The sequence below is a fragment of the Geminicoccus harenae genome (assembly GCF_019800005.1).
GTDB classification, from domain to species: domain Bacteria; phylum Pseudomonadota; class Alphaproteobacteria; order Geminicoccales; family Geminicoccaceae; genus Geminicoccus; species Geminicoccus harenae.
This window is the reverse complement of the sequence record NZ_JABGCL010000002.1, coordinates 180689-199340: the sequence shown is the minus strand read 5'-3', so window position 1 is coordinate 199340 and position 18652 is coordinate 180689. Positions and strand designations below refer to the sequence as shown.

19 protein-coding genes and 1 tRNA gene are annotated in these 18652 nt (G+C 70.5%); 15 read left to right on the top strand and 5 right to left on the bottom strand.

The genetic code is table 11. The features are described from left to right. Positions 1-6: 6 nt before the first annotated feature. The 4 genes from HLA95_RS02285 (at position 7) to HLA95_RS02270 (ending at position 6006) form a co-directional block, all read left to right on the top strand. Positions 7-1335: an NAD(P)/FAD-dependent oxidoreductase gene (locus HLA95_RS02285; RefSeq protein WP_222182259.1), complete on the top strand. Its 1329-nt coding sequence runs from the start codon at positions 7-9 to the stop codon at positions 1333-1335. Between the two features lie 63 nt (positions 1336-1398). Continuing rightward, positions 1399-2571, top strand: coding sequence for an OpgC family protein (locus tag HLA95_RS02280; RefSeq protein ID WP_222182257.1), 1173 nt, complete (start codon positions 1399-1401; stop codon positions 2569-2571). A 115-nt stretch (positions 2572-2686) separates the two neighbouring features. After that, positions 2687-5140, top strand: coding sequence for a GcvT family protein (locus HLA95_RS02275; RefSeq protein WP_191061062.1), 2454 nt, complete (start codon positions 2687-2689; stop codon positions 5138-5140). A gap of 191 nt (positions 5141-5331) precedes the next feature. Beyond that, positions 5332-6006 carry a hypothetical protein gene (locus HLA95_RS02270; RefSeq protein ID WP_222182255.1) on the top strand — a complete coding sequence of 225 codons (675 nt, stop codon included), beginning with the start codon at positions 5332-5334 and terminating at the stop codon, positions 6004-6006. Positions 6007-6018: 12 nt separating this feature from the next. Here the strand turns inward: HLA95_RS02270 and HLA95_RS02265 are convergent, their stop codons facing one another. Further along, on the bottom strand, positions 6019-6807 hold the full coding sequence (locus tag HLA95_RS02265; protein ID WP_222182253.1) for a hypothetical protein: 789 nt from the start codon (positions 6805-6807) through the stop codon (positions 6019-6021). A gap of 103 nt (positions 6808-6910) precedes the next feature. Here HLA95_RS02265 and HLA95_RS02260 point away from each other — a divergent pair, with 103 nt between their 5' ends. Beyond that, on the top strand, positions 6911-7891 hold the full coding sequence (locus tag HLA95_RS02260) for a DnaJ domain-containing protein (protein WP_222182251.1): 981 nt from the start codon (positions 6911-6913) through the stop codon (positions 7889-7891). Here HLA95_RS02260 and HLA95_RS02255 read toward each other — a convergent pair. Further along, positions 7884-9266: an aminotransferase-like domain-containing protein gene (locus tag HLA95_RS02255; protein ID WP_222182249.1), complete on the bottom strand. Its 1383-nt coding sequence runs from the start codon at positions 9264-9266 to the stop codon at positions 7884-7886. The two genes, HLA95_RS02260 and HLA95_RS02255, sit on opposite strands and share 8 nt — an antisense overlap. Before the next feature lie 99 nt (positions 9267-9365). Between HLA95_RS02255 and HLA95_RS02250 the strand changes: the two genes are divergently transcribed. From HLA95_RS02250 to HLA95_RS02235, 4 genes are all read left to right on the top strand, one after another. Next, the gene (locus tag HLA95_RS02250; RefSeq protein ID WP_191061935.1) at positions 9366-10076 is read left to right on the top strand and encodes an AzlC family ABC transporter permease; all 711 of its coding nucleotides are present in this window, start codon (positions 9366-9368) and stop codon (positions 10074-10076) included. After that, a complete protein-coding gene (locus HLA95_RS02245) occupies positions 10060-10365 on the top strand; it encodes an AzlD family protein (RefSeq protein WP_191061936.1) in 306 nt (101 codons plus the stop codon). Before HLA95_RS02250 ends, HLA95_RS02245 begins: the two co-directional genes overlap by 17 nt. A gap of 29 nt (positions 10366-10394) precedes the next feature. Next, the gene (locus HLA95_RS02240) at positions 10395-11264 is read left to right on the top strand and encodes a PhzF family phenazine biosynthesis protein (RefSeq protein WP_222182247.1); all 870 of its coding nucleotides are present in this window, start codon (positions 10395-10397) and stop codon (positions 11262-11264) included. Between the two features lie 65 nt (positions 11265-11329). Continuing rightward, positions 11330-12442, top strand: a complete 1113-nt coding sequence (locus HLA95_RS02235) for an NADH:flavin oxidoreductase/NADH oxidase (RefSeq protein WP_191059442.1) — start codon at positions 11330-11332, stop codon at positions 12440-12442. 20 nt (positions 12443-12462) lie between these two features. Here HLA95_RS02235 and HLA95_RS02230 read toward each other — a convergent pair whose 3' ends face one another. Beyond that, positions 12463-13164, bottom strand: a complete 702-nt coding sequence (locus HLA95_RS02230; RefSeq protein WP_191059443.1) for an RraA family protein — start codon at positions 13162-13164, stop codon at positions 12463-12465. A 134-nt stretch (positions 13165-13298) separates the two neighbouring features. On the opposite strand from HLA95_RS02230, the gene HLA95_RS02225 reads away from it, so the two are divergent. From HLA95_RS02225 to HLA95_RS02215, 3 genes are all read left to right on the top strand, one after another. Beyond that, a complete protein-coding gene (locus HLA95_RS02225) occupies positions 13299-14735 on the top strand; it encodes an aldehyde dehydrogenase family protein (protein ID WP_191059444.1) in 1437 nt (478 codons plus the stop codon). A gap of 106 nt (positions 14736-14841) precedes the next feature. After that, positions 14842-15087, top strand: coding sequence for a type II toxin-antitoxin system VapB family antitoxin (locus tag HLA95_RS02220; RefSeq protein ID WP_191059445.1), 246 nt, complete (start codon positions 14842-14844; stop codon positions 15085-15087). Positions 15088-15089: 2 nt separating this feature from the next. Next, positions 15090-15482 (top strand): type II toxin-antitoxin system VapC family toxin, encoded by a 393-nt coding sequence (locus tag HLA95_RS02215; RefSeq protein ID WP_223861489.1) that lies wholly within the window; start codon positions 15090-15092, stop codon positions 15480-15482. A gap of 38 nt (positions 15483-15520) precedes the next feature. On the opposite strand, the gene HLA95_RS02210 is transcribed toward HLA95_RS02215, so the two are convergent. Continuing rightward, a tRNA-Pro gene (locus tag HLA95_RS02210) sits at positions 15521-15597 on the bottom strand. Positions 15598-15653: 56 nt separating this feature from the next. After that, positions 15654-16586, bottom strand: coding sequence for a polyprenyl synthetase family protein (locus HLA95_RS02205; RefSeq protein ID WP_191059447.1), 933 nt, complete (start codon positions 16584-16586; stop codon positions 15654-15656). Positions 16587-16828: 242 nt separating this feature from the next. Here HLA95_RS02205 and HLA95_RS02200 point away from each other — a divergent pair, with 242 nt between their 5' ends. The 3 genes from HLA95_RS02200 to HLA95_RS02190 are packed head-to-tail and all read left to right on the top strand — an operon-like array spanning position 16829 to position 18601. Continuing rightward, a complete protein-coding gene (locus tag HLA95_RS02200; RefSeq protein WP_191059448.1) occupies positions 16829-17575 on the top strand; it encodes a tRNA1(Val) (adenine(37)-N6)-methyltransferase in 747 nt (248 codons plus the stop codon). After that, complete coding sequence (locus HLA95_RS02195) at positions 17572-18384, top strand: S49 family peptidase (RefSeq protein WP_191059449.1); 813 nt, start codon at positions 17572-17574, stop codon at positions 18382-18384. Before HLA95_RS02200 ends, HLA95_RS02195 begins: the two co-directional genes overlap by 4 nt. Positions 18385-18394: 10 nt before the next feature. Further along, positions 18395-18601 (top strand): hypothetical protein, encoded by a 207-nt coding sequence (locus HLA95_RS02190; protein WP_191059450.1) that lies wholly within the window; start codon positions 18395-18397, stop codon positions 18599-18601. Positions 18602-18652 lie beyond the last annotated feature (51 nt).

Sequence of the window (18652 nt, the reverse complement as noted above, 5' to 3'; positions counted from 1 at the left end):
AGGAGCATGGCAGGCGCGGAACAGGACGGTGCGCGGCGTCTGATCGTGGTCGGCGCCGGGTTCGGCGGGTTGAGCTGCGTCCAGGCGCTGGCCGGCGCCCGGCTGCGGATCACCCTGGTCGACCGGCGCAACTACCATCTCTTCCAGCCGCTGCTCTACCAGGTCGCGACCGCGGCCCTGTCGCCCGCCGATATTGCCTGGCCGATTCGCAGCATCCTGCGCCGCCAGCGGAACGTGGAGGTGCAGCTGGGTCGGGTCGTCGGGGTGGACCATGCGGCACGCCAGGTCGTCCTGGGCGACGGGCGGCGCCTGGCCTATGACTGGCTGGTGCTCGCCACCGGTGCCCGCCACGCCTATTTCGGCCATGACGAGTGGGAGGAGCTGGCGCCAGGCCTCAAGCGCATCGCCGATGCGACCCAGATCCGCGAGCGGATCCTGACCAGGCTGGAGCAGGCCGAGCTGGCCGACGATCCGGCCATGAGGCGCCGGCTGCTCACCTTCGTGGTGGTGGGCGGCGGCCCCACCGGGGTGGAGATGGCCGGCGCCATCGCCGAGCTCACCCGCTACGCGCTGGCCCGCGACTTCCGGCGGGTCGACCCGGCCGATGCCCGGGTGGTGCTGATCGAGGGCAGTGACCGCGTGCTGGGCGCATTTCCCGCAGAGCTGTCGGCCAGGACCGAACGGGCCCTGGCGGGACTGGGCGTGGAGCTGCTGCTCAGCCATCAGGTCACCGCGATCGACGAAAGCGGGGTGACCGCCGCCGGCCTGCACATCCCGGCCGGCTCGGTGGTCTGGGCAGCGGGCGTGCAGGCCTCCCCGGTGGCGCGCTGGCTGGAGGTGCCGGCGGACCGGGCCGGCCGGGTGGCGGTGGACGGGCATCTCGGAGTGCCCGGTCGCCCGGGCGTGTTCGTGATCGGCGATGCCGCGGCGGTGCCGTGGCCGGGTGGCGGCCTGGTGCCCGGGATCGCGCCGGCGGCCAAGCAGATGGGTCGCCACGTCGCCCGCCGCCTGCGCTTCCTCCTGGGCGAGGCGGCCGAGCCGGCACCGTTCCGCTACCGCCATGCCGGCAACCTCGCCACGATCGGCCGCCGCGCCGCGGTGGTCGATTTCGGCCGGATCCGCCTGAGCGGCTACTTCGCCTGGCTGGTGTGGGGCGTGGCGCACATCTATTTCCTGATCAGCTGGCGCAACCGCCTGATGGTCGCGATCAACTGGCTGTGGGACTATGTCACCTTCCAGCGCGGCGCCCGGCTGATCGTCGGCGCCACCACCGTGCCGCCCTCGGGCGCGGCCGCTCCGGTGCCCGGCGTGGACAGCGACCCGCCGCCCGTGTAGCCGGCGCTGGCAGGGAACGGGCCGGCCGCGCGGGGCCGGGCCGCCCGCCAGCCGGGGGTGTCCGTGGACGGTCAGGGTCATCGGCGCAGCGAGCGCGATCTGCGGCTCGACTTCTTCCGCGGCATCGGGATGTGCATCATCCTGATCGCCCACATCCCGGGCAATGCCTGGATCAACTGGATCCCCGCCCGCTTCGGCTTCTCCGACGCCACCGAGATCTTCGTGTTCTGCTCCGGCATGGCGTCCGCCCATGCGTTCGCCCGGGTGTTCGACCGGCATGGCTGGACGGTCGGCACGCTCCGGATCGGGCTCAGGGTCTGGCAGATCTGGTGGGCGCAGATCGGGGTGTTCATTGCCGTGCTGGCCCTGATGGTGGCGGCCGACCGCCTGTTCGCGACCGATGCCTATACCAGGCTCCTCCAGCTCCAGCGCTTCTTGGCCGACCCGGGCAGCGGGATCCTGGGGCTCATGAGCCTGACCTATGTGCCCAACTATTTTGACATCCTGCCGATGTACCTAGTGATCCTGGTGCTGATCCCGGTGATGCTGGGGCTGGAGCGGCTGCACGGCAGGGGTGCCGCCCTCGCGGCGATGGTCCTGCTCTGGTGCCTGGCGCAGACGCGGCTGACCGCACTGCCCGCGGATCCATGGATGACGCGGCAGTGGTTCTTCGATCCGTTCGGCTGGCAGCTCGTCTTCTTTACCGGCTTTGCCCTGGTGCGCGGCTGGCTGCCGGCACCACCGCGCAGCACCGCCCTGGCGCTGGCGGCAGTCGTGGTCATCGCCCTGGCAGTGCCGTTCTCCTGGCTGCCGCTCGTCCGGGCCCTGCCGGTTCTCGAGTCGGTGCACGACCTCATCCTGCCGCTCACCGGCAAGACCCGGTTCGGCCTGCTGCGCTTCGTCCACTTCCTGGCGCTGGCCTATCTCGCTTGGTGGCTGGTCGGACCGGCCGGCAGCCGGCTGGGCGGGCCGCTGGTGCGCCGCTGTGTCCTGATCGGCCGCCAGTCGCTCGCCGTGTTCCTGGCGGGCCTGGTGACGGCACAGGTCCTGGGCATCGTCCTGCACCGCTCGGGCGGCGGGCCGGTGGTCGTGCCGCTGCTGAACCTGGGGGGCATCCTCGTGCTGCTGGTCACCGCCCGGATCGTCGACTGGTACAAGGCGCAGCCATGGACCCGGCCGGCCACCCGCCCGGCCGAGGCGCCACCACCGTTGGCCCGGCCGGTCGGCCTGTCCTGAACGGGCCGGAGCTAGCGGACTTGCCCCTGCGCGGCGAGCGAGGTCGCCTCTGTCGCTTCGCGCCTGACGCCACCCCAGGCTAGACAGGCAGGCGCAACAGCTACGGGGCGCAGCGATGGGTCAGGATCTGCCTTCCAGGACCGAGGTGATCGTAATCGGCGGCGGCGTGATCGGCTGCTCGATCAGCTATCACCTGGCTAGGCTCGGCATCACCGACACGCTGCTCCTGGAGCGCCGCCAGCTCACCTGTGGCACGACCTGGCACGCGGCGGGGCTGATCGGCCAGCTCCGCGCCACCCGGGTGATGACCGAGCTCGCCAAGTACACCTCCGACCTCCTGTTCGAGCTGGAGCGCGAGACCGGCCAAGCCACTGGCTTTCGGCAGAACGGCTCGATCTCCTTGGCGCTGAACGGCGAGCGCTTCGAGGAGCTGAAGCGCGGTGCCTCCATGGCCAAGAATTTCGGCCTGGCGGCGGAACTGCTCACGGTCGAGGACGTGCGGGCGAAATACCCGCAGCTCAATCTCGACGGCGCGGTGGGCGGCGTGTTCCTGCCCAAGGACGGCCAGGCCGACCCGGTGGGCGTGACCCAGGCCTTTGCCCGCGGTGCCCGGCAACGCGGTGCCCGGATCGTGGAGAACTGCCCGGTCGACACGATCCTGGTGGAAGGCGGCCGGGCAGTAGGCGTGCGCCTGGTCGACGGCCAGGAGATCCGTGCCGGCACGGTGGTGATCGCCGCCGGCATGTGGTCGCATGAGCTCGGCCGCAGGATCGGCGTGTCCCTGCCGCTGCATGCGGCCGAGCATTTCTACATCGTCACCGAGCAGATCGCCGGCCTGCCGTCGAACCTGCCGGTGCTGCGCGTCCCCGACGAGTGCGCCTACTACAAGGAGGATGCCGGCAAGATCCTGCTGGGCTGCTTCGAGCCGGTGGCCAAGCCCTGGGGCATGGCCGGCATCCCTGAGGATTTCTGCTTCGACCAGTTGCCCGAGGACATCGACCATTTCCAGCCGATCCTGGAGGCGGCCATGGCCCGGATGCCGGCATTGGAGACCGCCGGGATCCACACCTTCTTCAACGGCCCGGAGAGCTTCACGCCGGACGACCGCTACCTGCTGGGCGAGACGCCGGAAGTCGCCGACCTGTTCGTCGCGTGCGGCTTCAACTCGATCGGCATCCAGAGCTCGGGCGGGGCGGGCAAGGTGCTGGCTGAGTGGATCCAGGGCCGCGCCATGCCGGCCGACCTGATCGACGTGGACGTCCGGCGGATGCAGCCCTTCCAGTCCGGGCGGCGCTATCTCAAGGAGCGCACCACGGAGACGCTGGGCCTGCTCTACGCGATGCACTGGCCGTACCGGCAGATGGAAACCGCGCGCGGGGCCCGGCGCTCGCCCTGCCATGACCGGCTGGCGGCACGGGGGGCCGTGTTCGGCGAGGTGGCGGGCTGGGAGCGGCCGAACTGGTTCGCGCCCGAGGGGACGGAGCGGCGCTACCACTATTCCTGGGGCCGGCAGAACTGGCACGAGCCGGTGGGCGAGGAGTGTCGGGCGGTACGCGATGCCGTGGGCCTGTTCGACCAGAGCTCGTTCGCGAAGTTCCTGGTGGAAGGGGCCGACGCGGTGAAGGTGCTGAACCGGATCTGCTGCAACGACATCGACGTACCGGTCGGCCGCGTGGTCTACACCCAGTGGCTGAACGAGCGGGGCGGGATCGAGAGCGACCTCACCGTCACGCGGACCGGCGAGACCAGCTTCATGCTGGTCACCGCAGCGGCAGCCCAGGCCCGCGACTTCGCCTGGCTCCGGCGCCATCTGCCCCAGGACGCGCGCTGCCACGCGGTCGACGTTACCTCAGGTTTGCCGATGTTCGGGCTGATGGGCCCCAGCAGCCGTACCCTCCTGGAGCGGCTGAGCGGCGAGGAACTGGGCAATGCTGCCTTCCCCTTCGGTACATCGCGCGAGCTGGAGCTGGGCTTCGCCCGGGTGCGGGCGTCCCGGCTCACCTATGTGGGTGAGCTCGGCTACGAGCTCTACGTCCCCGCGGAGTTCGCCACCCATCTGTTCGACACGCTGCTGGCGGAAGGCGAGGGGCTGGGCCTGCGGCTGGCCGGCTACCATGCGATGAACGCGCTGCGCACCGAAAAGGGCTACCGGCACTGGGGGCACGATATCGGGGTGGACGACACGCCGCTGGAGGCCGGCCTCGGCTTCTGCGTCGCCTGGGACAAGCCCGGCGGCTTCATCGGCCGGGCAGCACTGGCGCGCCTGCGGGAGCAAGGCCGGCCGCGTCGCCGGCTGGTGCAACTGAATCTCACCGATCCTGGCCGGCTGCTGCACCACGAGGAGCCGATCTGGTCGGGCGACCGGATCGTGGGTGCCGTCACCTCCGGCATGTACGGCCACCGGGTCGGGGCGTCGCTCGGCATGGGCTATGTCACCGGTGACGTCCCGGCCGATTCGGGCTGGCTGGCGAGCCATCCGCTCGAGGTCGAGATCGCCTGCAAGCGGGTGCCGGTGCAGGCGCAGCTTGGTGCCTGGTATGACCCGGAAAACACGCGGATCCGTGGCTGAGCGGGTGATACGAGTTGCAGTGCGCCAACAATCTGTTGCGGCCAGCTGAAAACGGATTAAGTATTGGTAACCCAGATACCCCGATTTCGAGCCCCAGATTGCCGCAACGTCCTGAAGATCCCGCCGACCGGTTGCTGATGCCGCGCCAATGGCTATCGGCCGGCCTCGCGACGTGCTGCCTGGGCGTGCTCATGATGTCGCAGACCATGGGTGCCGGCAGCCTGGAGCGCCTGCGTGCCGACGTGCCGGTGGTGCCGGGATCGTCCGCGGTGAAGGTGACCGATCATGGCGTGCCGGCCGTGGCGCCCAACCCCGATCCCGCCCAGCAGCCGCGCACGCTCCTGGAGCTGTTTAGCAGTTGGGTGGCGCCGGACGACAGCACAGCGGGCGATCCTGCTCCGCCGGTGAAGGTCGAGGCCAGCCCGCGCATGACCCAGCAAGACCGCTTGCCCCAACCGGAAGGTACCGACCGGGATGCGATCGTGCCGATCGACCCGGCCCCGTCCGCGGCCCTGGTCGCGGCGACCGCGCCGGCGGGTGGCCCGGCAGGGCAGGGCGGCGCCCGGCCGGCAGGTACGCTCGCCGCCGAGCCGCTGGGCGTACTGACCAACCAGCTCGTCTCCACCTCGCTGGTCACCGCGGCCTTGTGGGGCAAGTCGTCGGGGGCCGAGGAGGGTCCGCGCGACGAGCTCGACCGGCTGGCCTCGCCGGCCGCGCGGCAGCTCGATCGCGCCGCCGTCCCCGCCCCCAGGCGCCTCGTGGAGCGCGCCCGGCCGCCGCTCAAGGCGGGGCGGGTCAGCACCCTGCAGGACGGCGTCGAGCACCTGATCCCGGTCGAGCCCGCGAGCGGCCCGATCATCAACTGACCCGGTCATCACCTAGCGAGGCGCGCGCGGCCGTCTCGGGCGGTCCATCCACGCGCCGCGTGCCCGCGCGACCAGGAGCTGGCCCAGTGCCTCGAACCGGATGCGCGCCCGGGTGCGCCCGTCCAGCGCCTCTACCGGCCGGCCCTGCTCCACCGCAGCCAGGGACAGGAGGCTGGCCTGACCGATCACATCGCCGAAGCAACGCTTCAGCCAGATCCAGGTCTGGATGGCGCCGCGCGCCCGCACCTGGGCAATGCTGTGGATGCCCCTGGCCATCAGGTAGGAGCTGAGGTTCCGCCCGACCGCCACGTACAGTTCCGGCGGGTCCGGCTGACGCATGGGCTGGCCGGCCGGCGTCACCTGGAGGCCCGCTGCCGCCAAGCTGGCTTCCAGCATGGCGCGGTCGAAGTTCCCGAACTCCACGAGGAGCTCGACATAGGCGCGGACGAAGTCCGGGCCGTGGCCGTCGGTGGCGAGGCCATGGGCGCATTCGTGCAGCACCACCGGGCGGGTCCTGGCCCAGCGGGGCAGCTTGATGGCCTCGCGGGAGCCGGCGGCATGGCGGCGGCCCCTGCCGTCCTCCACCCGCGGCGGCACGGCATCCGGGCCGAGCCTGCGGGCGAACACGGCCGCCACCAGGGTGCGGCACTCCTCCAGCGGGATCGGCTGGCGATCCAGCGGCAGGACGTGCTCGTTCTCCCAGCGGTACAGGCGGCTGCGCTGGAAGTCCCGCGGCCGGGGCTGCCTCGCCCGGCGACCGCTTCCCGTCGGCTTGGCAGCCGTCTGCCTGCGCTGGTCCACTCGTTCCGCTTCCCGGACATCCACCCGCACGTACGCCCGCAGCTTGACGAGTGGCCGGCCAATCGGCAAGCGCCTGGGGCATGAGCGTCATACCCACGATCCCATGATCCGCCGAGGCGACCCGCGCGGCTATTATGCCGCGCTCGGCCTGCCGGTGACCGCGACGGCGGACGAGATCCGGCGGGCGTTCAACGAGCGCGCCAAGCTCCTCCATCCGGACCATGCCGGGGACGGGGGCGACCCGGCGGCGTTCCAGCGCGTGCTGGACGCCTACGAGGTGCTGCGCGACCCCTCGCGGCGGCTGCACTACGACGCCGACAGCGTCGAGCTTGGCCGCGACGAGCCGGCGCCCGAGCGCCCGGCCGCACCGCCACGGGCCGACCCCCTGGCCAGTCCCTGGTCGTTCGACCGCCTGCTGCGCAAGCGCCGGCCCCGCACCCGCCCGGCCGATCCGCTGGGCACCGGGCTGCCGCGGCACCTGCCGGTTCCGGCCCTGCTGACGGGTGCCTTGCTGGCCGTGCTGCTGGCCGGCGGGATCACCTGGGTGACGGTCCTGCAGGGCAACCTCGCCGAGCGCGAGCAGCGCATCGGTGAGCTGACCCTGGAGGCGGAACGCGCCCAGGCCGAGCTCGCCGAGACCGAGGCACGCTACCGGGCAGCGAGCGTGGCCGATCTAGACCAGGTGCTGGCGGCACCGGACACTGGCGAAGCACCACCGGCACAGGTCTTCGCCGCGACCGTGACCTTCGCGCCGGGTTCGGCGGATCTGGGCACCGACGAGACCAGGCAGCTCGTCCAGGCGATCGAGGGCCTGTCTGCCGCGGTGGCCAGGATCCCGGCCGAGCAGCGCTGGCAGGTGCTGATCCAGGGACATGCGGCCCAGGCGGCCGGCCCGTCGGGGGTCGATCTGTCCGGCTGGCAGCTCTCGCTGATGCGCATCAGCCAGCTGGTGGACCGACTGGTCCAGGCTGGCCTGCCCGCCGACCATGTCGCCGCGCGGTTCTCGGCCGGGTTCCAGTGGGGCCAGCCGGTGGCCAATCCCGGCCGTACCGTCGAGCTGCGGCTGGTCTGCTGCTTCAGATGACCGGTGCCGCGCGCGGCGGCGGCTGGTCGAGCAGGGCGCGCAGCCGACCGAGCGCCAGAGCCAGCTCCGCTTCGCCCGGCACCGAGCCGAGTGCCACCCGGATCGCCTTGGGCGATGGTGCCGTGCGGCCGACCTGGAACACGTCGCTGCGCGGCAGGTAGATGCCCTGGCGCACCGCCTCCTCGACCAGTCGCCCAGCACTCCAGGCCGGCGGGAGCGGCAGCCACAGATGCGGGCTGCCGTCGGGCGGCGCCATGCCCAGCAGGTCGCCGGCGATCTCGCGGCGGCGCGCGATGGCTGCACGGATCCGGCCGAGCACCTCATCGGCCTGGCCGGTGTCCTGCCAGTGGCTGAACAGTTCCGCCGGCAAAGGCGAGGCGGCTACCAGCAGGTCGTGCAGCGCGGTGGTGATCGACCCCACCCGGTCGAGCGGAGCCACGATGTAGCCGAGCCGCAATCCGGGTGCCAGGCACTTGGACAGGCCGCTGACCAGCACCGCGCGCTCGGGCAGGTGCACCGCGATCGGCGCCGGGCGGGCGGTCGGCAGATGGCCGTAGATGTCGTCCTCGATCAGCAGCAGGTCGTTCTGCTCGATCACCTGGGCGATCTGGCGGCGCCGGTCGTCCGGCATGGTCACCGCGGTCGGGTTGTGCAGGGTGGGGCAGGTGAGGAAGGCCCGCCCGCCATGGGCACGCGCCGCCGCCGCCAGGCTGTCAGGCAGGGCGCCGTCGCCATCGGTGGCGACCGGCTCCAGCCGGAACTTCAAGCTACCCAGCAGGTCGCGCGCCCCCGGATAGGTGAGCTGGTCCACCAGGATCGTGTCGCCCGGGCGCAGCCAAGCCAGGCAGGTCGCGGCGATCGCGGAATGGACGCCCGCCGTGATCAGCACCTGATCGGCCGTGGCCGGCATGCCGATCCGGCCGACCCAGCGCGCCAGCGCTGCGCGATGCCGCTCGAGCCCGGCCGTCGGCGGATAGCGGCCGAGCAGATCGGCGCCGCCCGCGGCGAGCGCCTTGGCGGCACTCGCGGAAACCTCTTCGTCGGAAAGCACGCAGGGTGGCTGGTTCACCACCAGGTCGGACACGCTGGCCGCATCCTGGGCAGCGATCCGGATCCGGCTCTGCCGGTCGGGCCGGGCCAGCACGAACGTGCCGCGCCCGACCTCGCCAGTCAGCAGGCCACGGCTCTGCGCCAGCACATAGGCGCGGTTCACCGTGCCGACCGTCACACCCAGCTTCTTGGCCAGATCGCGCACCGGCGGCAGGCGCTCGCCCGGGCCGAAATCGCCCACGCCGATGGCGCGCTCCAGCGCGTCGGCGATAGCTCGGTAGGCGGGGCGACCCCCGTCGGCGATGTCACTACGCTGAATGCTCATGAACCGATCATCGGATTGACTCACCTGCCGAGTCAATCCGATGATGCTCGCTCGCCAACGAATCATCATCCGCAGAAATCGCGGGAAGTGTATCGCTACATGATCGGCTCGAAAGCCTCGCCTGCATCGTTCAGCGCCGCCGGCCTGCAGCGCGGCGCACTGGGCGTGCTGCCGATCCTGCCGGCTGCCGTCGCATTCGGCCTGGTCTATGGGGTGGCCGCGGCCGAGAAGGGCATGTCGCTGCTGGAGGTGGCGCTGAGCTGCATGCTGATCTTCGCTGGCGCCTCGCAGCTCGTCGCCCTGGAGCTCTGGCAGGAGCCGTTGCCGATCGCGACCATGGTGATCGCGGTGCTGGTGATCAATCTCCGCCATCTCCTGATGGGCGCCACGGTGGCCCCCTGGTTCGAGGGGGTGGGACGGGCGCGGACCTGGCTGTCGCTCTATCTGATGACCGATGAATCCTGGGGGGTCGCCGTCGCGGATCGGCGGCGCGGCCATGGCGACGCGGCCTTCCTGATGGGTGCCGGGGCAGCACTGTGGCTGGCCTGGCTGTCGGCGGGCGTGGCCGGCCACGGCATGGGCAACCTCACCGGGGATGTCGACCCGGCCCTGTTCGCCTGGCTGATCACCGGCTTCTTCGTCGTGCTGCTGGCAGGATTCTGGCGGGGCAGGGGCGACTTGGTCCCGTGGCTGGTGGCGGCCGCCATGGCCCTGGCGGTCAAGGCGCTGCTGCCCGGCACCTGGTACATCCTGGCCGGCGCGCTCGCCGGCTCGCTGCTGGGAGCGTGGCTGCATGTCCGCCGGGCCTGAGGGCGTACTGGCCATCCTGCTGATGGGCCTTGCCACCTACGCCACCCGGATCGGCGGCTTCCTCCTGATCCGCCGGTTCCGGCCGGGGCCATTCCTCGAAGCCTGGTTCGGCCATGTGCCAGGGGCGGTGTTTGCCGCCCTGGTAGCGCCTTCCGTATGGAGCGCCGGACCTGCCGGCTGGGGCGGGGCGCTGGTGGGGTTTGCCGTGATGCGCTGGTCCGGCCAGTTCATCGTAGCACTCGGCAGCTCGCTCCTGGCCTTCCTGGCCCTGCAATATCTGCCGCTCTGAATGGGCTCACGACCGACGAGGACTGCCCGATGACCGACTACACCTACCATCTGCTGGACGTGTTCACCCAGACGAGGCTCGCCGGCAACCAGCTCGCCGTCCTGCCGGACGCCGCCGGCCTGGACGAGCAGCGCATGCAGATGATCGCGCGCGAGTTCAACCTTTCCGAGACGCTGTTCCTGTTCCCGCCGGAGCACGCGGAGGCACTGTTCTCCGTCCGGATCTTCACGCCGGGTGCGGAAATCCGCTTTGCCGGCCACCCGGTCATCGGCACCACCGTGCTGCTGGCCGAGCTGGGCCTGCTGCCCACGAGCGAAGGTGCGGGCCAGGCGGTCCTGGACCTGCCGGCAGGACCGGTGCCGGTGCGGATCGAGGATGGCTTGGCGACGCTGCGCGCACCGCTGCCGCCGGCCCTGGCCGGCATCGTCCAGGCAGAGCCTTTGGCGGCTGCGGTGGGCTTGACCGAGGCGGAAGTGGCAAGCCCCGTCCGCCTCGCCACGGCCGGCACCACCTTCGCCTTCCTTCAGGTGCATGACCCGGCCTGGATCGACCGGCTGGAGCCCGACCACGCGGCGATCGCCCGGCTGATGCCGTCGCCGGCCACCGGGCTCACCGTGTTCGCCCGCACCGGCCCCGCCAGCTTCAGCGTCCGCATGTTCGCTCCGCAGGAAGGCGTGTTCGAGGATCCCGCCACCGGCAGCTCGGCCGCGGCGATGGCCGCCCTCCTGCTCGCCGACGAGCCGGGCTGTGCCGGCCGGCAGGTGGCGATCGCCCAGGGCGTGGCCATGGGCCGGCCCAGCACCATCTACCTGAAGCCGTTTCTGGATCAGGCGGGCCACGCGGCTGCCGAGGTGTCGGGCCGGGCGGTGCGCGTAGGCGAGGGCCGGCTGTTCCTGTAGCCGATACCCCACCGAGCCCGCCTCCCACCATCCGGCCGCCTATGACCAGGGAGTTCCAGGACCAGATGAGCGCCAAGCTGTTCGAACCCGTCACGATCGGCGGCATCCGCCTGCCCAATCGCATCACCATTTCGCCCATGTGCCAGTATGCGTCCCGGGATGGCCTGGTCGCACCCTGGCACCAGCAGCATGTCGGCAGCTTGGCGCTCGGCGGGGCCGGGCTCCTGGTGATGGAGGCTTCCGCGGTCCTGCCCGAGGGCCGGATCACGCCTGCGGACCTGGGCATCTGGAACAGCGACCAAGAGGCGGCGCTGGCCAGGCTCCTGCGCGACATCCGCACCTATGCGCCCGAGCAGCGGTTCGGCATCCAGCTCGCCCATGCCGGCCGCAAGGCCGGCTCGGACGTACCCTGGCGGGGCGGCGCCCAGCTCCGCCCGGACCAGGGCGGCTGGACCACCGTGGCGCCGAGCCCGATTCCGTTCGACCCCAAGCACCAGCCGCCGACCGAGCTGGACCAGGCCGGCATCCAGCGGATCCGCGAGGCATTCGTGCTGGCGGCGCGCCGGGCGCTGTGCGCCGGGTTCGACGCCATCGAGCTGCACGCGGCGCACGGCTACCTCCTGCACAGCTTCTGCTCGCCGCTGAGCAACCAGCGCCAGGACGCCTATGGCGGCAGCTTCGCCAACCGCATCCGGCTCGTGCTGGAGATCGCGTCCGCCCTGCGCCTGGTCTGGCCGCGCGACAAGATCCTGGGCGCGCGCATCACCGGCAGCGACTGGCACGAGGACGGCTTCACGCCCGAGGACGCAGCGCGCCTGGGCCAGGAGCTGGCGGCGATCGGGGTCGACTACATCACCGTCTCGTCCGGTGCGATCCGCCCGGACATTCGCGTGCCGGTGGGCCCGGGCTACCAGGTGCCGCTCGCCGCGAAGGTGAAGCAGGCGGTGGGCGACAGCACCGCAGTCCAGGCAGTGGGCATGCTGGTCACCCCGGAGCAGGCCGAGCAGGTGCTGGCCGAGGGCAAGGCCGACTTGGTCGCGGTTGCCCGTGCCTATCTGGACAACCTGCGCTGGGGCCAGCATGCCGCCGATGCGCTGGGGGTGCCGCCCGCCTGGCATGTCCGCCACGAGCGGGCCGGGGCCAGGCTGTGGCCGGGGGCCGAGCTGAAGCGCGGCTGAACCCGGCCGTCCAGGCCGGCTCAGTGGATCTCGTCGGCCTCCGCCATCGCCCGCCTCAGCATGTCGATGTTGAAGTCGCTGGAGCGGGCGGCCTCCAGGATCGGCCGCTCCTGGCGGATGCACAGGTCGATCGCGTCGGGCAGCTTCGGCAGGAGATCGAGCGGGATCACGGTGGCGCCATGGCGGTCGGCATGGATCAGGTCGCCATGACGGACCTGCATGCCGGCCACGGTCACGTCGATGCCGTACTCGACGCAGTGGACGAAAGCATGGTTCGGCCCGACCGAGCCGGCCAGGAGCTGGAAGCCCGGCGCGATCATGTCGAGGTCGCGGATCGAGCCGTCGGTCACGCAGCCCAGCACGCCCAGGCCTTTGTGCACGGCGGTGTTGACCTCGCCCCAGAAGGCGCCGGTGCCCTTGTGCTCGTCCAGATCCTGGATCAGCGCGATGGTCGGATGCGGCTCGGAGCAGACATACTCGTAATAACCGATCCGGTGTTGGCGCGCCTCGTCGCCCTTGCGCTCGTTCGGCCGGGCGGCGCGGATCGTCGCGGTACGGGCGAAGCCCACGATCGGCTTCAGGTCGGGGAAGGCGCAGACGAGCGGCTGGAGCGTATAGCCTTCGGTCGACCGGAAGCCTCGCGCCACCTCCAGCGCGTTGCAGATCGTGGGCGTGTCGAACCCGGCCAGATGCTGGAACAGATCGTGATCGATGCCGCTCATGCGAAAAGCGCCTCCCGTTGCGCGCAAGTTGTGCCGGGCTGGTAGCACGGCACGGGTGGCAGAGCGATGCCGGGCTGCCCATGTGAGGCACGGGCGCGGCCTCGGTCGGGCCGGCTTTCGAAGGAGTGAAGAGATTGAGCGTTCATCAGAACTACATCGCCGGCGCCTGGGTCGACGGTGCGTCCGTTTCGCGCAACGTGAATCCATCCGACCTGGACGACGTGGTCGGTGAATACGCGCAGGCCGACGCCGCCCAGGCCAAGGAGGCGATCGCGGCTGCCAAGGAAGCGCTCAAGACCTGGCAGTTCAGCCCGATCCAGCAGCGCGCCGACCTGCTCGACAAGGTCGGCAACACGATCCTGGCGCGCAAGGAGGAGCTCGGTCGGCTGCTTTCCCGCGAGGAGGGCAAGACCCTGCCGGAAGGCATCGGCGAGGTCGCCCGTGCCGGCCAGATCTTCAAGTTCTTCGCCGGCGAGGCTCTGCGCATCACCGGCGAGCGGATCGATTCGGTCCGTCCGGGCATCGAGGTCGACATGCGCCGCGATCCGATCGGCGTGGTGGGCCTGATCACGCCCTGGAACTTCCCGATCGCGATCCCGGCCTGGAAGATCGCGCCGGCACTGGCCTACGGCAACACGATAGTGTTCAAGCCCGCCGACTTGGTGCCGGGTTCGGCCCACGCGCTGGCGAAGATCATCGTCGAGGCGGGCGTGCCCGAAGGCGTGTTCAACCTGGTCATGGGCCGGGGCTCGGTGGTGGGCCAGGTGTTCCTGGACGACCCGCGGGTGAACGCGATCAGCTTCACGGGCTCGGTTGCGACCGGCAAGCGCGTCGCGGCGGCCGCTGCCGCACGGCTGTGCAAGTTCCAGCTCGAGATGGGCGGCAAGAACCCGCTTGTTGTGCTGGACGACGCCGATCTCACCACCGCGGTCAACTGTGCGGTCCAGAGCGGCTTCTATTCCACCGGCCAGCGCTGCACCGCGTCCTCGCGGGTGATCGTCACCGAGGGCATCCACGACAAGTTCGTGGCCGCCACGGTCGAGGCGACCAAGGCGCTGGTGGTTGACGACGCGCTCAAGCCGGGCACCCAGATCGGCCCGGTGGTCGACCAGAACCAGCTCGACCAGGACCTTTCCTATATCGACATCGCGCGCAAGGAAGGCGGCAAGCTGGCGTTCGGCGGCGAGCGGCTGAACCGGGAGAAGACCGGCTTCTACCTCCAGCCGGCCCTGTTCACCGACACCACCCCGTCCATGCGGATCAACCGCGAGGAGGTGTTCGGCCCGGTGGTCAGCGTGATCCGTGTAAAGGACTACGAGGAGGCGCTCCACGTCGCCAACGACACCGAGTTCGGCCTCAGCTCCGGCATCTGCACGACCAGCCTGAAGCATGCCAGCCACTTCAAGAAGGCGTCGGAAGCCGGCATGGTGATGGTCAACCTGCCGACCGCGGGCGTGGACTACCATGTGCCGTTCGGCGGCCGGAAGGGCAGCTCCTACGGCTCGCGCGAGCAGGGCCGCTACGCCGCGGAGTTCTACACCACGGTCAAGACCAGCTACACGCTGCCCTGATCATGCAACGCCCGGCCGGACCACTCCGGCCGGGCGCAACTTCTGGTGGATTGGCGCGCGCATCGATCCTTGTTAGGTTGCTTCATCCTCCATGGAGATCCGACCCATGGCGCTCGTCATCGACGATCCCGACATCGACCGCCTGGCCCAGGAGCTGGCCGAGGTGGAGCATGTGTCGGTGAAGGAGGCGGTGGAGCGGGCCCTGCGTGCACGGCTCGCGCACGAGCGGGCAGTCCAGGAGAAGCGGCGGCGGATCAGGGCGCTTCAGGAAGAAGTCGCTCGCCTACCGGTCTATGATGACCGGAGCCCCGAGGAGATCATCGGCTACGACGAGTTCGGCTTGCCGCGTTGACGGTGGTTGTCGACACGTCGGCGCTGATCGCGATCTTGCTGCGAGAACCGGACAACGAACGCCTTCAGAACGTGCTGGAGAACGGCAGGGCCTTGCTGACCTTCGGCAACCGGGTCGAGCTGTCTTTGGTGTTGGGCGGAAGGGTCGGCACCGAAGCCAAAAATCGGATCGAGCGGTTGCTCGACGCCTACGAGATCCAGCTCGTTCCGGGCGACGAAGCCCAGCTGGCCTGCGCGATCGAAGGCTCTTGCCGCTTCGGCAAAGGCCGCGGCGCTGAAGGATCGTTCCTGAACTATGGCGACCTGTTCGCCTATGCCCTGGCGAAGGCCAGCGACCTGCCGCTGCTCGACAAGGGCAACGACTTCGCCCACACCGACATCCGGCCCGCCGTCTAGCCAGCTCATGGGATGATCGGAGGGATCCGGTCCGTTGATGGTCGGGGCGAGAGGATTTGAACCTCCGGCCTCTTGCTCCCGAAGCAAGCGCTCTACCAAGCTGAGCTACGCCCCGTCCTGCGGTGCGCGGGAGATAGCCGCCAGGACGCTCCCGCGCAAGTGGGTTCCTGGTCAGAACGCCCGATGGACTGCGAAGTCGGCCAGATCGAGCAGTGCCTGCCGGGCCGGGCTGTCAGGAAAGCCGGCCAGTGCCCCCTTGGCCTCGGCGCAGTAGCTCTCGGCGCGCCGGATCGTGTCGTCGATGGCGTCGTGCCGGTGCAGGATGCCGATCGCGCGCTCGAGGTCCTGCTCCTCCTGCTCCATCGTCTCCATGCAGCGCTTCCAGAAGGCGCGCTCCTCGCTGTTGCCGCGCGCGATGGCGAGCAGGATCGGCAGGGTGATCTTGCCCTCCCGGAAGTCGTCGCCCACCGTCTTGCCGAGGTTCTTGCCGGCACCGTAGTCGAGCGCGTCGTCGATGAGCTGGAAGGCGACGCCGACCGAGCGGCCATAGGTGGCCAGCGCCTCTTCGTCGGCAGCGGGGCGTTCCGCCACCACGGCACCCACCTGGGCCGCCGCCTCGAACAGGGCCGCGGTCTTGGAGGCGATCATGTGCAGGTAGGCGGCTTCGGTGGAGGAGGTATCGTTGGCGGTGACGAGCTGCTCGACCTCGCCCTCGGCGATCACCGCCGAGGCCCGTGAGAGGATCTGCAGCACCCGCAACGAGCCATCGTCCACCATCATCATGAACGCGCGGCTGAACAGGAAGTCGCCGACCAGCACCGGCGCCTTGTTGCCCCAGACCGCGTTGGCGGTGCTGCGGCCGCGCCGGAGATCGCTCTCGTCGACCACGTCGTCGTGCAGGAGGGTGGCGGTGTGGATGAACTCCACGCAGGCCGCCAGCGCCACATGCCGCTCGCCCTGGTAGCCGCACAGCTTGGCGGCGAGCAGGGTCAGGACCGGGCGGATCCGCTTGCCGCCCGCCGCGATCAGGTGGCGCGCCAGTTCCGGGATCAGCGACACCTCGCTTTGCAGGCGGTCGAGAATCAGGCTGTTGACCTTCTGCATCTCGGGAGCCACCAGGGCCAGCGGGCCATCCAGGCCAGCCTTTGCCAGTGTCGGAGTCGTGTCATCGGAAAGAGGCGCCAAACTCAACTCCGTCGTCCTCGGCTTATGGCCCGCCTGATGATGTGCAGCGCCGGATGCGGCGCGGCGTTGCTACCATGGGCTGCCGAGCGGTGGCAAACCGACCGGCGCATGAGGGCAGGGTGCCGCCGGCGCTTTGCCGCCCCCTGCACCGCAAGGCCGCGATGAGCGGCAGGTTCGGGCTCCTGCAGGGCCGGGTCACCATGATCGACCAGGCCGGGCTGGCGCGGCCGGCCATTGACGGTGTCCTGCTCGCTGCGGCCGCACCGGTGCCGGGCCCGCAGCGGGTGCTCGATGCCGGCAGCGGCACCGGGGTGGTGGGCCTGTGCCTGCTGGCTCGTGCCCCCGACGTCCAGGTGACCGCCCTGGACGTGAACGGGACGGCGCTTGCCGCCGCCTCGGCCAATGCGGCGCTCAACGGCCGGCAGAATTCCTTCAGGACGATAGAGGCGGACCTGGCGGGCTTGCGCGACGGGGGCTTCGACCTGGTGCTGAGCAATCCGCCCTTCCACCATCCCGCCTCCTCCCGGGCGGCCGAACCCGCCCGGGATCTCGCCCATTTCGGCGGCATGTCGTTGGCCGACTGGCTCGGCCACTGCCTGCGCCTTTGCCGTTCGCGCGGCGAGATCGTGGTGATCCTGCGCGCCGACCGGCTGGCGCCGACACTCGGGAGCCTCATCGGCAAGGCAGGTGCCATCCGGATCCTCCCGGTCCACCCTTACGCGGACCGCCCGGCCTCCCGGGCACTGATCCGGGCGCGCAAGGGGGACCGCAGCCCGGACATGCTCTTGCCCGGCCTCGTCCTGCATGGGCAGGATGGCGGATGGACCCAGGCGGCCCGGCACATCCTGGAGGACGGGGGTGCGATCGATTGGGCCGCAGGCGATCGTGAAGGTGGAAGCGCTCGATGAAATTGCAACGGTTCTGGCCGCTCAAGCGCGGGCCGGTGGTGCCGGTGGTCCGCCTGTCCGGCGTGATCGGCAGCATGCCGGGCCGCAACGGGCTGACGCTCGCCGCCGTGGAGGCCATGCTGAGCCAGGCCTTCGCCCACAAGAGCACCGACACCGTCGCGATCGTGGTGAACAGCCCGGGCGGCTCGCCGGTCCAGTCCGCCCTCATCAGCGAGAAGATCCGGCTCCTGGCCGAGCGGAAGAAGAAGCGGGTGCTGACGTTCGCCGAGGACGTGGCCGCGTCCGGCGGCTACTGGCTGCTCTGCGCCGGCGACGAGATGTTCGCGCACCGCTGCTCGCTGGTCGGCTCGATTGGAGTGATCTCGGCCGGGTTCGGCTTCACCGAGGCGATCGCCAAGCTCGGGATCGAGCGGCGCATCCGGGCGCGTGGCGAGCGCAAGGCGCTGCTCGACCCGTTCCGGCCGCAATCGCCGCAGGACCTGGAGCTGCTGGACGAGATCCAGGCCGACATCCACCACGCCTTCATCGAGCATGTCCGGGCAAGGCGAGGGATCAGGCTCACCGGCGACGATGCCGAGATCTTCAGCGGCAGGGTCTGGTCGGGCGAGCGGGCCCAGGACTTAGGCCTGGTGGACGCGCTGGGCACACCGGAAGCCGTGCTGCGGGCGCGCTTTGGCGACGAATTGCGCCTGCGGGCCTATGGTCGGCGCCGTTCCTGGCTGCAGCGGCGGCTCGGCATGGCGGCGCTCGGCGGCGAGCTGCTGGAGCTGGCCGAGGAGCGGCTGGCGTTCGCGCGGTACGGGCTATAAGAGCGGGGCGATGATCGGTACGCTTTCCATCGGCAAGCTCCTGCTGCTGGTCCTGGTGATCGGCGTGATCGTGATCATGATGCGCTCGCGGGCCAAGGAGCGGGCCAGGAGCCAGGCCATGCCGCGTGGCAATCCCAGGACGGTGGAGCTCAGCGCCTGCCCGCGCTGCGGCACCTTCCTGCCCAAGGACAAATGGTGCGACTGCGACCGGCGCTAGCACCCCCGGCGCGCCGCCTTGCCCGCCTCTGGCGGCGCCACTAAGGTCCGC